This is a genomic window from Sporichthya brevicatena, from assembly GCF_039525035.1.
GTDB lineage: Bacteria > Actinomycetota > Actinomycetes > Sporichthyales > Sporichthyaceae > Sporichthya > Sporichthya brevicatena.
Map to the genome: position 1 here is coordinate 196,484 of NZ_BAAAHE010000014.1, position 13,561 is coordinate 210,044.

General features: G+C 69.9%; 13 protein-coding genes. 12 read left to right on the forward strand and 1 reads right to left on the reverse strand.

Annotated features, from left to right (window positions below):
- The first annotated feature begins 46 nt into the window (after positions 1 to 46).
- From ABD401_RS09870 to ABD401_RS09925, 12 genes are all read left to right on the forward strand, one after another.
- Positions 47 to 1,531, forward strand: a complete 1,485-nt coding sequence (locus tag ABD401_RS09870) for an ABC transporter substrate-binding protein (RefSeq protein WP_344604139.1) — start codon at positions 47 to 49, stop codon at positions 1,529 to 1,531.
- A gap of 67 nt (positions 1,532 to 1,598) precedes the next feature.
- Positions 1,599 to 2,240, forward strand: coding sequence for a TetR/AcrR family transcriptional regulator (locus ABD401_RS09875; RefSeq protein ID WP_344604141.1), 642 nt, complete (start codon positions 1,599 to 1,601; stop codon positions 2,238 to 2,240).
- Positions 2,237 to 2,902 (forward strand): TetR/AcrR family transcriptional regulator, encoded by a 666-nt coding sequence (locus ABD401_RS09880; protein ID WP_344604143.1) that lies wholly within the window; start codon positions 2,237 to 2,239, stop codon positions 2,900 to 2,902. The genes ABD401_RS09875 and ABD401_RS09880 overlap by 4 nt, the downstream gene beginning before the upstream one ends.
- Before the next feature lie 153 nt (positions 2,903 to 3,055).
- On the forward strand, positions 3,056 to 4,126 hold the full coding sequence (locus ABD401_RS09885; RefSeq protein ID WP_344604145.1) for a hypothetical protein: 1,071 nt from the start codon (positions 3,056 to 3,058) through the stop codon (positions 4,124 to 4,126).
- 9 nt (positions 4,127 to 4,135) lie between these two features.
- The gene (locus ABD401_RS09890) at positions 4,136 to 5,227 is read left to right on the forward strand and encodes a phosphotransferase (protein ID WP_344604147.1); all 1,092 of its coding nucleotides are present in this window, start codon (positions 4,136 to 4,138) and stop codon (positions 5,225 to 5,227) included.
- Positions 5,224 to 6,498, forward strand: a complete 1,275-nt coding sequence (locus ABD401_RS09895) for a cytochrome P450 (protein ID WP_344604149.1) — start codon at positions 5,224 to 5,226, stop codon at positions 6,496 to 6,498. The genes ABD401_RS09890 and ABD401_RS09895 overlap by 4 nt, the downstream gene beginning before the upstream one ends.
- Positions 6,495 to 8,165 (forward strand): PEP-utilizing enzyme, encoded by a 1,671-nt coding sequence (locus ABD401_RS09900; RefSeq protein ID WP_344604151.1) that lies wholly within the window; start codon positions 6,495 to 6,497, stop codon positions 8,163 to 8,165. Before ABD401_RS09895 ends, ABD401_RS09900 begins: the two co-directional genes overlap by 4 nt.
- Positions 8,162 to 9,142, forward strand: coding sequence for a DUF7065 domain-containing protein (locus ABD401_RS09905; RefSeq protein ID WP_344604153.1), 981 nt, complete (start codon positions 8,162 to 8,164; stop codon positions 9,140 to 9,142). Before ABD401_RS09900 ends, ABD401_RS09905 begins: the two co-directional genes overlap by 4 nt.
- A gap of 41 nt (positions 9,143 to 9,183) precedes the next feature.
- The gene (locus tag ABD401_RS09910; RefSeq protein WP_344604155.1) at positions 9,184 to 9,921 is read left to right on the forward strand and encodes a hypothetical protein; all 738 of its coding nucleotides are present in this window, start codon (positions 9,184 to 9,186) and stop codon (positions 9,919 to 9,921) included.
- Positions 9,922 to 11,073, forward strand: a complete 1,152-nt coding sequence (locus ABD401_RS09915; protein ID WP_344604157.1) for an LLM class flavin-dependent oxidoreductase — start codon at positions 9,922 to 9,924, stop codon at positions 11,071 to 11,073. It abuts the gene before it with no gap.
- A complete protein-coding gene (locus ABD401_RS09920) occupies positions 11,070 to 11,816 on the forward strand; it encodes a hypothetical protein (protein WP_344604159.1) in 747 nt (248 codons plus the stop codon). The genes ABD401_RS09915 and ABD401_RS09920 overlap by 4 nt, the downstream gene beginning before the upstream one ends.
- Positions 11,816 to 12,883: a spirocyclase AveC family protein gene (locus ABD401_RS09925; RefSeq protein ID WP_344604161.1), complete on the forward strand. Its 1,068-nt coding sequence runs from the start codon at positions 11,816 to 11,818 to the stop codon at positions 12,881 to 12,883. Before ABD401_RS09920 ends, ABD401_RS09925 begins: the two co-directional genes overlap by 1 nt.
- A gap of 7 nt (positions 12,884 to 12,890) precedes the next feature.
- Here the strand turns inward: ABD401_RS09925 and ABD401_RS09930 are convergent, their stop codons facing one another.
- On the reverse strand, positions 12,891 to 13,433 hold the full coding sequence (locus ABD401_RS09930; protein WP_344604163.1) for a hypothetical protein: 543 nt from the start codon (positions 13,431 to 13,433) through the stop codon (positions 12,891 to 12,893).
- Between the last annotated feature and the right edge of the window lie 128 nt (positions 13,434 to 13,561).

Here is a 13,561-nt window from a genome sequence, read left to right on the forward strand (position 1 = left end):
GAAGTTCAGGCGATCCGCCTCATCGCGCGTCCCGGGACGCCGCCAGTTGACCGTCGGTCTGCTGGTCGGCGCCCTGACGGCGACCCTCGCCCTGTCCGGATGCGGCTCCCGGCGTGACAGCCAGGAGTTCGTCGCGGCGAACTCCGCCGGCGTGGTCGCGGCCCCCGACGGCAGCACCGGGTTCGACACGGGCGCCGCGCCCGGTGCCGACACCGGCGCCGGAATCGGGGCCGTCGACCCCGGCGCGGTGGCAGGTCCGGACACCACGGCTCCCGGTCAGAGCGCCGGCGGCGCGGCCACCGCGGCGCCGGGCAAGGCGACCACCGCGGGCGGCGCCTCGACCGGCACCGCGGCGCAGCCCGGCAAGGCGGCCGCGGGCAGCGGCAACAAGTGCGCCACCTCGGGTTCGGTCGTGACGCTCGGGAACATCAGCACCCAGTCCGGTCTGCTCGGTGAGCTCTTCAAGGGCCTGCCGGAGGCGCTGCAGGTCTGGGCGAAGTCGGCCAACGCCTGTGGCGGCTTCGGTGGCCACCCGGTGCGCGTGGTCTCCGCCGACGACGGTGGCGACCCGGCGACGGCGCTGACCATCGCCCAGCGCATGGTCCAGAACGACAAGGTGCTGGCCTTCATCGGCCTGGACATGCCGCTGTCCGTCGCCGGCATCGAGAAGTACCTCAAGGAGGTCGGCGTCCCGTCGATCGGTGGCGACTCCTCCGAGCTGCCGTTCTTCGAGAACCCGATGTTCTTCCCGATCGGCCCCTTCGTCAGCGTCATCGGCGCGGCGGACGCGGAGATCGCCATCAGCAAGGGCGCGAAGAAGATCGCGGTCTTCTACTGCACCGAGATCCCGAACTCCTGCGGCCCGGTCGCGGCGAGCAAGGACCTGCAGGTCGGGTCGCCGGTCGTCAAGGCGATGGGCGGCGAGATCGTCCTGTCGCAGAAGGCGTCCGTCGTCGCGCCGAGCTACACCTCGCAGTGCATCGCGGCCAAGCGCGCCGGGGCCGAGGCGATCATCGCCATCCTCGACGGCCCCAGTGTCGGCCGCCTGGCGACGAACTGCCACGCGCAGGACTACAAGCCGATCTTCCTCGGCATCAGCCTCGGTCTGAGCGCGAACCTCACCGACTACGCGGCCCTGAACCAGAACAACTTCTTCGCGCCGCTGAACACCTTCCCGTGGGTGGACGCCTCGCTGCCCGGTCCCAAGAAGTACGCCGAGGACCTGCAGAAGTACTTCGGCCGTCCGCTCGGCGGTCCGAGCCCGGCGATGGCCTACGCCTCGGGTGTCCTGGCGGCGCACGCGGTCCGGGCCGGCCTGCCGGCCAACCCGACCTCGGCCGACGTCATCAAGGGTCTCTACACCATCAAGAACGAGACCCTCGGTGGTCTGGTCGCCCCGCTGACGTTCACCCCGAAGCTCCCGCGGGACGGCATCACGTCCTGCTACTTCCTGGTCGCGATCTCTCAGGGCAAGTTCGTCGCGCCCGAAGGCTCCAAGTGCCTGAAGGTCAACGCCAAGGGGCCCCAGTAAAGCCGTCCGCCCGGGCGCGGCGACGCGCCCGGGCGACGGCGTCGCGCGGCTAGGCTGGCGGGTAGCCATGTCCTCACCCACGACGCCGACCGGTACCAGCCGGCGAGCCCAGCCCCTCGATCGCCGGCACATCGAACGCCGTGAGCTGATCTCGCGCTGGTTGCTCCCGGCTGTCGAGCGCCTGCTCGAGCAGGAGACCTACGGCGCGCTGACGGTGGAGCAGATGGCGGCCGAGGCCGAGATCTCCCGGTCGACGTTCTACAACTACTTCGAGGACAAGGGCGACCTGCTCCGCGCGCTCGTCGGTGACGTCATGGGCGCCTCGCTCGACGCCAGCCGGGTGTGGTGGATGCTCCCGCCGGAGGCCGACAAGGAGGAACTCCGCGTCGCCCTCCGGCATCTGGTCGAGGTGTACCGGCCGCACGCCCTGCTGATGCGCGCGGTCTCCGAGTCGGTCTCGCACGACGCACGGGTCCGCGACGAGTACCTCGACTACATGGCGAACGGTGTCGCCGGCATCGCCGGCTACGTCCGCAGCGGCCAGCGGGCCGGCGTGATCCGCGCCGACCTGGATCCCGACGCCGTCGGGCAGTGGCTCACCTGGGGCTTCGAACGCGGGCTCATGCAGCTGAGCCTGCGGCCCGAGGACCAGGACCCCGAGCGCGTCGTCACCGCGATGACGGACATCGTCTGGAAGGCGCTGCATTGAGCGCCCCGAGGACGAAGCGGAGCCGGAAGAAGGCCGAGGCCGAGGACCGCCGCCGGAGCATCCGCGACCGCCTGCTGGCGGCCATCGAGGAGCTCGCGGCCGCGGGGGAGTCGTACTCCACCGTCTCGGTGGAGCGACTGGCCTCGACCGCCGGACTGTCGCGGGCGACCTTCTACATCTACTTCGACGGCAAGGCCGGCCTGCTCGAGGCGTGGTTCGCCGAGGTGGAGGAGGAGCTGGCGAAGGCCACCGCCGCCTGGTTCGCACTCGACGGGGCCGCCACCCAGGACGACCTCGGCCGCGCGCTGCGCGGCATCGCCGAGGTCTACGTCGAGCACCGCCGGTTGCTGGCGGCGTTCAACGACGAGGCGTCGCAGAACACCGAGGTCCGCGACCGCCTCGACCAGGCGATCGCCCGCGTCACCGACGAACTGCGTGTGCACATCGAGCACGGGCAGAAGGAGGGTTGGGTCGACCCCGACCTGGTCGCGGCGGAGACCGCCGCCTGGACCGTGGCGATGCTTGAGCGAGGTCTCGGCAACGTGGTGGCCGAGGCCGACGAGGACGCGGTCGACCGACTGCTCGCCACCTTCACCTCGATGCTGTGGCACACCCTCTACGTCGGTTCTCCGCAGCGCCCGATCGCCGCTCCGCGCGGCTGATTCGCCGGCTGATTCGCCGGCTGATTCGAGCCCTGGCGACATTCGCCCGGTCCTTGCACAACGTCTCTAGACAGAGCGTCCAAGATGTTGCACACTCTGTCTAATGCGTGATTGAGCGCACGCCCCCCGCCCCGATCGACTCAAGGACGCCGCATGGGTTGGACCGACCGGATCGACGTTGCCGACGAGCACTGGCACAAGCGAAGTGACGACCCGTACTGGAGCGAGAACACGCTCTTCGGGTTCACAGTGCCGGAGCGGAATCTGTGCGGGTTCATCTATTGGTACTGGCGTCCGAACATGAACCTGGTCGTGGCCGGCCCGGCGGTGTGGGACCACACCGGTGAGGACGTCTACAACTGCCTGTACTACGGGTGGGACCAGCACCTGGCGATCCCGCCGGGCTCGGACATGTACGACTTCACGCTGTCGAACTCGTTGTCGTGCCAGATGGTGACGCCGCAGCAGGAGTACCACATCACCTACGACAGGAACGGCTTCACGTTCGACCTGACGTGGACCGCGATGGCCGAGCCGCATTACATGAAGCTGACCAAGAGCGGCGAGGAGGACCCGGGCATCAAGAACTGGGTCGCCAAGGAGGGTGACTTCTCGGTCGGGCACTACGAGCACGCCGGCTGGTTCCGGGGCTGGATCGAGCTCGAGGGTGAGCGGATCGAGATCGACTGCGGCGCCCTGCGCGACCGCGGTTGGGGTCCGCGGCACGCGGACGTGAAGGACCCGCTGCGCGCGGGCTGGCCGTACGTCTTCGCCTCGCCGGAGAGCGGCTGGCACCTGTACGACCCGCAGACGACGCTGGCGTTCGAGGACGACCCGATCGAGGGCACGACCGAGACCGTGACGACCGGGTTCTACATCCGCGACGGGGTCAAGGCCCAGATCGTGGGGGGCACCCGCCGCGCGGAGCGGGGCCGCGACGGTCGGGTGCTGCGTCAGGTGATCGACGCCGTCGACGAGCTCGGCCGTGAGCTGCACGCCGAGGGCCAGACGATGAACTGGCTCAAGTGGCCGATCAACAGCGACATCATCAACTGGTGGTCCCTGGTCCGCTGGGAGTACGACGGCCAGGTCGTGTACGGCGAGGACCAGGACTTCATGAACTTCCGCCACTACCGGCGGTACTGGCGGCGGCTGCTGGCGAAGGACCCCGGGTTGCTGCACTGCTTCCCGGACTCGCCCGACTACCCGCCGTACGGAAAGTAGGCCGCCGTCATGACGATCGTGAACTCCGTCGAGGAGATGACCGCCGACTGGTTCACCGCCGCCCTGGCCGACGTGCTCGGCGACGCGAGGGTGACCGCGGTGTCCACCGAGCAGCTCGGTGGTGGCGCCTTCGCGCGAATGATCCGCGCGTCCCTGAGCTACGACGGCGAGACCACCGCTCCCGCCTCCGTGATCGTGAAGATCCCCTCCACCGACCCGGGCAGTTTCGGGATGGCGAAGGCGATGGGGATGTACGACCTGGAGGTCAGCTTCTACCGGGACGTCGCGCCGCTGGTGCCCGGGATGAGCATCCCCACCTGCTACCTGGGCGAGTCTGACCCCACCTCAGGTCTGTTCACCCTGGTGATGGCCGACCTCACCGGTGTGGCCGCCCCGATCCCGAACGTCGGCGCCGGGTCGACGGTCGAGGAGATGCTGGAGGCCTGCCGGGCCGCGATCACCGAGCTGGTGGCCTTCCAGGCGCCGCTGTGGAACTCCCCGCAGGTGGAGAAACTGGCCTGGCTGGCCGACCCCGCCCGCGCGATCGGGATGTTCGAGGCGATGGGCCAGGGCCTGGAGCCCTTCGTCGCCCGGTTCGGGGACAGCCTGGACGCCGAGCACATCGAGTTCTTCCGCGCCAACCTGCCCCGCGCGGGGGAGTGGGTGCGCAGCTGGGGCCGCCCGACCGTCGTGCAGCACGGCGACTTCCGCAGCGACAACCTCATGCGCGGCACCGCCCCCGGCGCGCCGGCGATCACGGTCATCGACTTCCAGACCGTCCGCCTCGGTCCGCCCGGGATCGACCTGGCCTACCTGATCGGTTCGTCCCTGCCGACCGAGGACCGCCGTGTGCAGGAAAAGGCCCTCGTCGCCGACTACCACGCCCAGCTCGTCGGTGCCGGTGTCGAGGACTTCGACGCCGACGCCTGCTGGAACGCCTACCGCGAGGGTGCGCTCTACGGCGCGTTCCTGTTCGTCGGCCTGGCCGCCCAGGTCGTCTCCACCCCGGAGATCGACGCCTACATCGCCGCCCAGGCCAAGCGATACGCCGACATGGCGATCGACCTCGACTCCGCCGCGCTCCTGAAGGGTTCGTCATGACCGACACCACCACCGAAGCTCCGACCGGCTGCCCGGCGGGCGCCGGCGCGCGGCAGCCGAGCATGCTCGAGGTGCTCGCCGGCACCTGGGACACCTGCGCGCTGTTCGGGCAGCTCCGTGAGGCCGCACCGATCATGTACGTGGCCGAGATGGACGCGTGGATCCTGACCCGCTACGAGGACGTCGCCGCGGTGGCGAAGGACTCCAAGCGTTTCGGCAGCATGCCCGCCGATCTCGTCGGCGAGGTGCCGGACGAGGTGAAGGATCAGCTGCCGCACGGCTACGCGCCCTGGATTCCCGCGCTCGTCAACACCAACCCGCCGGAGCACACCCGCATCCGCCGACTTGCGAACCACCCGCTGACGCCGAAGTCGGTCGCCCGCCGCGAGCAGGCGGTCCGCGACGCCGCCAACGCCCTCATCGACGAGTTCGTCGCCGACGGCCGCGCCGACCTCGTCGAGAAGTTCGCGACGCCGATGCCGCTGCACGTGATCATCAAGTTCCTCGGCCTGCCCGACGAGGACAACCAGCGGTTCCGCGACTGGACCCTGGGCATGACGGAGCTGTTCCTGCCGAGCATCACCCCGGAGCGCCGCCTGGAGCTGGCGCGCGACCAGGTCAAGTTCAGCGAGTACCTCAACGACGCGATCGCCGCGCGCCGCAAGGAGCCCGGGGACGACGCAATCAGCGAGCTCGTCCTGGCCCAGGAGGAGGGCGAGAGCAGCCTCACCGACCTCGAGATCCTCGGCATCATCGGGCAGTTCGTCATCGCCGGGTTCGAGACCAGCGCCGGCGGCATCAGCTTCTCGCTGAACATGCTCGCCCAGCACCCGGAGGTCCTCGCGCGCCTGCGGGACGACCTGTCGCTCGTGCCCAAGGCGGTCGAGGAGTCGCTGCGTCGTCTCACGCCGGCCCGCGGCATCGTGCGACAGGTGCTCGAGGACGTGGAGTTCTACGGCCAGAAGATCCCGGCGGGCTCGAACCTGTTCCTGCTGGTGCAGTCGGCGAACAACGACCCGGCGGTGTTCTCGAACCCGGAGAAGTTCGACATCGACCGGGACCCGTCGGAGATGCGCCGCAGCATCCACTTCGGCACCGGCGTCCACCTGTGCATCGGCGCCCCGCTGGCGCGTCTCGACATGAAGGTCGCCCTCGAGACGGCCATCACGCGGCTGCCCAACCTGCGCCTTGTTCCGGACCAGCAGATCCGGGTACAGCCGGGGATGATCTTCCACCGGCCGGTCAGCCTGGAGTTCGAGTGGGACGTGTGACGGACCCTTCCAAACCCCCCACCGAACCCGCGACCGAGCTCGATCCGACTTCGGTCACCGTCGAGGCCTGGGACCCGCTGCACGCGTTCAGCCGCCCCGACGAGCACTGGACGCGGACGAACGTCGGCGAGGCCATGCCGGGCGTCCTCACTCCGCTGGGGTGGACGTTCTGGGGCGGTAACGCCGAACGGGCGTTCCGCGGCGCGATCGCGGACATGGGTGCGCTGACCGCGGTCGAACGGGCGGTACCGGCGGACCCGAACACCTGGACGATGCGGCCGTTCTACGGCCGCATCGGCTGGAACGTCGACTTCTTCGCCGTCATGGGTGACCGGATGCCCGGCACCAGCGCGGAGAAGGTGGCGCTCTCGCTGCTCGGGCGGGTGCCGCCGACCCTGGCGTCCAACCCGACGCGGCGCTTCTACGCGCGCGTGGCGGCGAGCATGGCGAAGGTGGTGACCACCTCACCGCGCGAGGTCCGGACGGTCTCCGCCGAGACCGACCAGTGGTACCGGCGGACGATCCAGCGGCTGCCGCAGATGGACCTGGCCGAGGCGCGCGCGTGCCTGACCGAGGCGTGCGACGTCTTCGTCCGCGTCCTGATCGCTCAGGGGCACATGACGTTCGCGGTCATCACGCCGCTGTTCGACGCGGTCGAGGCGCTGGTGCGCCGCACCGGGGTCGGCGACGCCGCGGTGCTGAGCGGGTCCGGCGGCGCCGAGGCGGGCATGTTGGCCGACATGTGGGCGGTGTCCAAGGGCCAGTTGGACCTGCCCGAGTTCCTGCTGCGCCACGGGTACCACGGGCCGGGTGAGGGCGAGGCGTCCAGCCGTTCCTGGCGCGAGGACCCGGCGCCGCTGCTCCGGATCCTCGAGGGCTACCGGACCTATGACGAGAGCGAGTCGCCTGCCGCCCGGGACGCCGCCGCGCACGCCAACTACCGGCAGATGGTCGACGAGGTCGTGGCGTCAGTGCCGGTCTGGCAGCGGCCGGCCGTGCGCGGCCTGCTCGCCGCCGCCGGGCGGTACATCCCGCAGCGCGGGGTCCCCAAGCGGGGCATGCTGCAGAGCGTCGACGTCTGCCGTGGCGTCGCGCGCCGGATGGGTGCTCTGCTCGCTGCCGACGGTGTGCTCTCGGACCCCGAGGACGTCTTCTACCTGACGACCCATGAGCTCACCGCCTCGCAACTCCCGCGGGACGTGACCGACCTCGTCGCCCGCCGCCGGGGACGCCGCGCGCTCTACGAGACCCTGGTGATCCCGAGCGAGTGGCGCGGCATGCCCACGGCCACCCGTGCGGTCGACGCCGCGGACGAGGTGCGCCGGTCGGTCGCCGGGCAGAACACCGTGAGCGGCGTCGGTGTCAGCCCCGGGGTGATCGAGGGCGTCGCCCGCGTCGTGCTCGACGCGGACTTCGGCGAGGTCGACGACGGCGAGATCCTCGTGTCCCCGACGACCGACCCGAGTTGGGCGTCGATCATGTTCGTCTCGGCGGCGCTGGTCGTCGACATCGGCGGGGCGCTCAGCCACGCCGCCGTCGTGGCCCGCGAGCTCGGCCTGCCCTGCGTGGTGAACACCCAGGTCGGCACCAGCGTGATCCGCACCGGCGACCGCATCCGCGTCGACGGCGGGACCGGGACCGTCGAGATCTTGGAACGCGCGGCATGAGTGACGAGCGGATCCTGACGCCGGCGTCCGGCGCGGACAGCTTCCACCGTGGGAGCCCCGACCCGTGGTGGAACGAGTCGGCGTGGTTCGGCTTCCAGATCCCCGAGCGGGAGATCAACGGGTTCTTCTACTACTGGGTCCGCCCGAACATGAACCTCGTCGCCGGCGGCGTCGCGGTGTGGGACGGGAACGGCTCGCACCGCGACGACTGCCTGTACTACCACTGGTTCCCGTTCAACCCGCTGCCCGCCGAGGCGGACATGTTCTCGTTCTCGCTCACCAACGGCATGAGCGTCGAGACGTTGGCGCCGCTGGGGGAGTACCGGCTGACCTACCAGTCCGAGGCATGCACGCTGGACCTGAACTGGCGGGGCGTCACCCCGGCCTACGACGTGTCGTTCAGCGCCGGTGGCAAGCGCGGCACCGAGGACTTCGGCAACTTCCACTACGAGCAGCTCGGGCACGTCACCGGCTCCCTGGTGATCGACGGCGAACGCTACGACGTCGACTGCCACCAGATGCGCGACCGCTCCTGGGGCGTCCGGCGGCCGTTCCTCGCGAACATGCGCGGCGGTCTGGAGATGGCCTGGATCTCGGATCAGCTGGCGTTCAGCACGACGATGATCACCCCGGACAAGACCAAGGCTGACGACGAGGCCGACCATTTCGCCTACGGGCTGATGATCGTCGACGGCGTGCTGTCGGTCCCGGCCTCCGGCCACCGCCGCGTGACCGAGCGCGCCTCCGACGGCGCGCCGCTCGCGGTCGAGGTCGAGCTCGTCGATCCCGACGGCCGCACGATCTCCGCCGTCGGCCGAATGCGTAACCGGCTGCGGTACGTCGACCTCTGGTACGTCGACTGGTGCCTGGTCGAGTGGGAGGTCAACGGGCAGCCCGGGTGGGGCGAGTCACAGGACATGGCCTCCATCGACAACGTCCGAAGACGACAACGACGCAGCGGTTCTGCCGACCGCTGAGCGCAACTGCCACGACCCCACCGTCCCGAAGGGGCTCTGCCATGAGTGAGCGTCAGTTGAACCGCCTGGGTGCCTGGGGCGGTCTCGGCTACATCGCGTTGATGATGACCGCCTGGATCGTCTTCTGGCAGACGAACGTCTTCACGACGTTCGGCGAGACGCCGGACAGCGACGCCCCGGCCGACCAGATCGTCGCGTTCTACTCCGAGCACCGCACGACTCAGCTGATGGCCGGGTGCGTCTGGGCGGCCGCGCTCGCTCCGCTCGGTCTGTTCCTCTCCCGCCTCTACACGGCGCTGAAGTCGGCGGAGGAGGGACACGGCACGGGGGCCACGGCCTACCTGTTCGGCGCCTTCGCCTTCCTGGCCGCGCCGATTCTGTGGGTCACCGGCGTCTTCGGCGTCTCGTTCCGCGTCGGAGAGCTGCACCCGTCGGTCACGCAGTACAACCACGACCTGTTCCTGCTGCCGATCGTCACGTGCGCCCCGCTGTGGGTGCTGATGTTCGGCGGGATCGCGCTGGTGATCCTCGTGACCGGCCGGGGTGTCTTCCCGCGGTGGCTCGGGATCCTCGCCCTCGTCGCGGCGCCGTGCCAGTTCCTGTACTTCGGAGCGCTGTTCGACCCGAGCGGGATCTGGTGGTCCTCGAACCAGGGGATCCTCGTCGCCGGTGTCGCCTACGGCAGTCAACTCGGCTGGATCGTCGCGGCCTGCGTCGTCTGGCTCCGCTCATCGTCCGCGGTCGCCCGGACCCCGGACCTGGTCCCTTCGGGAGTGTGAATGACCGTCGTTCCGCAGACCTCCGCGTTCCTCTGGGGTGACCGGCACTTCCCGCCGGGTGTCGTCGCCCAGCAGGCGAAGGCGCTCGCCGACAGCGGGGTCGTGGACTTCATGTCGCAGTCCACGCAGATGGGCAGCTTCGTCCCGCCCCAACTGTGGACCGCCGAGAACGCTCCGATGGCCGCGATGCTCCGGGACCCGGACTCGCTCCACGACGCGTTCCTGATGACGGCGTACTCGCACGCGGCCGCTCCGGACCTCGGCATCTCGGTGCTGACCGACGGTCTGCGGATCGGCCCGGCGCAGTTGACCCAGATGCTGCTGACGCTCGCACAGATGGCCGAGGGCAACATGGTCGTCCACGTCGGCGGCGGTGAGGTCAAGCAGACCGGCCCCTTCGGCTACAAGCGCAGCCGGGGCATCAAGAGCCTCGAGGACTTCACCCGGATCTTCGACGCCTTCTGCACCAGTGACGGCCCGTTCGACTACGAGGGCAACCACTGGACGATGAAGCAGGCCTTCCTCGGCTCCGCCCGGCCGCACCGGCCGCGGATCCACGCGATGGGGTCGGGGCCGATGCTGCTCGACGTCGCCACGTCCTACTGCGACGGGCTGTCCTCCGCCGCGCCCTGTGCGTGGGGGACCCCGGAGGAGGCGGCGGAGGTCATCGCCGCGGTCCGCAAGGACGTCGAGCGCAAGGGCCGTGACCCGGAGGCCTTCACCTTCGGCATCTTCTGCCCGGTGCTGATCCACGAGGACGAGAACGTCCTCGACCGGGCGCTGGACAACCCGATCGTGCGGTGGATCGCCGCGACGTTCGGGCGTATCCAGGGCGCCGACTGGGAGAAGGCCGGTCTGTCGTCGCCGACCCCCGAGGGCTGGGCGTACTTCAAGGACTTCCTGCCCAAGGCGACCCCGACCGCGTTCATCGACGACGTCCTCGCGAGGACCACCCGCAAGCACGCCGAGGTCGGTTACCTGTGGGGAACCCCCGAGCAGGTCGCCGCGCGTCTGCTCGAGTACGCGGAGGCGGGGGTGAGCTTCGTGGCGCCGGCGGACTACCTGCCGGTGGTCTGCGACCCGGAGGACGCGGCGCAGGGGCTGGGCCGCAGCATCGCCTGCCTCGCGGCGGTCAAGGCGGCCGCTGCGTGAAGCGCGGCATCGAGATCTTCTGCGCCTGCGGCGGCGCGATCTTCGCCGTCCTGTTCGGCATCGGGTTCTGGGCGATCGCCGACTTCGTCTCGCCGCTCGACCCGAACGCGTCGGCGGAGGAGATCGCGGCGATCTACCGCGGCGACACCAACGCGATCCGCACCGGGCTGCTGGTCTGTTACGTAGGGCTGCCGTTCTACCTGGCGTTCGCGGCGAGCATCAGCGCGCAGACCCGTCGCATCGCCGGTGTCCCGCGGACCCTGCTGGACCTGCAGATCGCGGCCTACTCGGCCAGTCTGCTGCTGATCGGCGGGCCGTACATCATCTGGTGGGTCGCGGCCTACCGGCCGGAGGAGACCTCCGCCGAGCTGATCCGGACCCTGAACGACTTCGGGTGGATCGCGTTCCTGATCGGCTGGGTCCCCTTCGTCACCTGGTACGTCGTCACCGGTCTCGCGATCCTGTGCGACTCGAGCGCTGAGCCGATCTATCCGCGCTGGGCGGGCTACCTCAGCGTGATGATGGGCACGGGCCAGATGTCCGCGACGTTCCTCGTCTTCTTCAAGAACGGGCCGTTCGCCTGGGACGGCGTCTTCTCCTGGTGGGCCCCGGCGACCTGGTTCTTCATCTGGTTCGCCTCGATGACCGTGCTCACCATCCGTGCGATCAACGCGCAGTACGCCCCGTCCGCCGCGGCCGAGCCCGAGGCGGTTCTCGTCGGAGGACACGAAGGAGTTCGGTGATGGTCGACACCGCGGGTCGTCTCGGAAGCGCCGGGTCCCTCTCCCTCGGGACGCGGCCGGTCGAGGCCCGGCCGCCGACCCGGACGGGCCCCGTCGTGGTCATGGCGACCTTCGGCTTCCTGGTCCTCGTCTTCACCGTGTACGTGTGGGGACGCTGGGTGCTCTCCGGCAACTTCAAACCGGTGGACCCGGGGCCCGACCCGATCTCGACCCGCGAGCAGGTCTGCCTGATTCTCCTTCAGGTCGGCGGTTCCGCGGCCGTTCTCTACCTCTACACGAAGTTCCTGATCCTGCCGTGGCGGCGTAACGGCCGCATCAGCAACGACGGCCTGATCCTGCTGATGCTGCCGTTCATGTGGTTCTGGGACCCGTGGATGAACTACTCCCAGAACTGGTTCACCTACAACGCCCACCTGGTGAACCTCGGGAGCTGGACCGCGCAGGCCCCGTCCTACGTCGCGCCGAACCAGGACCGGATGCTGGAGCCGCTGCTCGTCGGCTCGGCCTACGTCTGGTGGGTCTTCCCGTACATGTTGTTCGGTTGCTGGGCGCTGGACAAGATGCGCCGCCGCCGGCCGTCGATGGGCATGGCGAGCGTGCTGTTCTGGGGCATCCTCGGCAGCATCCTGGTCGAGGCCGTCATCGAGTTCATCACCGTGCGGATGGGCTTCTACGCCTTCCCCGGCGCCCCTGACCACCTGCTGCTCTGGGAGGGGACGCGCTACCAGTACTCGCTGATCTACGCGGTCGTCGCCGGCGTGGGCTGCTTCGCCTGGGTCGCCGTCCGGTACTTCAAGGACGACCGCGGTTACACGCTGGCCGAGCGCGGTGCGCAGAACCTGCGGCTGAGCCCGGGGAGGACGACGTTCGTCCGCTTCCTCGCCCTGCTCGGCGGGATGACGATCGCCATCGCCGTGTTCAACGTCGGCTGCCAGTTCCTGGCTCTGCACTCGGGCACCTGGCCGGAGGAGATGCCGTCCTACCTGAGCACGACCTGCCCGGACCACGCCGTCGACCCCGCGACCTGCGGGGGACCGGGGCTGCCGATCCCGCGCAGCGACGGGTGAGGGCGCGTCAGCCCTCGGGCGTGGTGCCCAGCAGGAAGCGGATGGTGTTGCCCGACCCGGCGACCGTCGGGCCGAACGGGGCGAGAGCCGGCTCGAACGTCGCACCGAAGTCGCCGACGGCGGTCGCGAACTGCTCGATCACCGGGTTCAGGGCCGGGTTGACCTGCTGGGCGTAGGGGGCCTGCGCGGCCTTGCCCTGCTCCACGAACGCGGTGCCCTGCTCGGAGAAGGCGGCGCAACCCTGGTCGATGCCGTCGACGAGCAGGTTGCCCTGCTCGACGGCGCCGAACTCCTGGAACCCGGAGCCCAGGCTGGCCGACACCGCTCCGCAGAAGACCGGGGCGCCGATCGACGAGCCGAAGTAGAAGAAGTCCAGCAGCGGGCCGACGACGGCCATGCGGTCGCCGTCGGCGGTCGGCGCTGCGGCGGGAGCGGCGGACGCGGGGGTCGCGAAGCACAGCGGCAGCACGGCCACGCCGGCGACGACGCCGGTCGCGCGGACCCGACGAGCCGTCGAGGAGGGCTTGCGGTGCCGGTTGGCGTGTCCCATGGAGGCGTCCTCTCCGCGTGCGTCCGGCCGGGGCCGAGCGCCCTGTCTGTTCCTGCGTCCATTGTGTTTGGACACGGTGTCCACGTCAATGCACGCTGTGTCCAATGATGGAAGCACGGCGACCGGGC

Coding starts and splice junctions, on each gene's coding strand:
- ABD401_RS09910 (WP_344604155.1), top strand. CDS start 9,184: ATGAGTGAGCGTCAGTTGAACCGCCTGGGTGCCTGGGGCGGTCTCGGC.
- ABD401_RS09930 (WP_344604163.1), bottom strand. CDS start 13,433: ATGGGACACGCCAACCGGCACCGCAAGCCCTCCTCGACGGCTCGTCGG.
- ABD401_RS09925 (WP_344604161.1), top strand. CDS start 11,816: ATGGTCGACACCGCGGGTCGTCTCGGAAGCGCCGGGTCCCTCTCCCTC.
- ABD401_RS09895 (WP_344604149.1), top strand. CDS start 5,224: ATGACCGACACCACCACCGAAGCTCCGACCGGCTGCCCGGCGGGCGCC.
- ABD401_RS09875 (WP_344604141.1), top strand. CDS start 1,599: ATGTCCTCACCCACGACGCCGACCGGTACCAGCCGGCGAGCCCAGCCC.
- ABD401_RS09905 (WP_344604153.1), top strand. CDS start 8,162: ATGAGTGACGAGCGGATCCTGACGCCGGCGTCCGGCGCGGACAGCTTC.
- ABD401_RS09890 (WP_344604147.1), top strand. CDS start 4,136: ATGACGATCGTGAACTCCGTCGAGGAGATGACCGCCGACTGGTTCACC.
- ABD401_RS09915 (WP_344604157.1), top strand. CDS start 9,922: ATGACCGTCGTTCCGCAGACCTCCGCGTTCCTCTGGGGTGACCGGCAC.
- ABD401_RS09885 (WP_344604145.1), top strand. CDS start 3,056: ATGGGTTGGACCGACCGGATCGACGTTGCCGACGAGCACTGGCACAAG.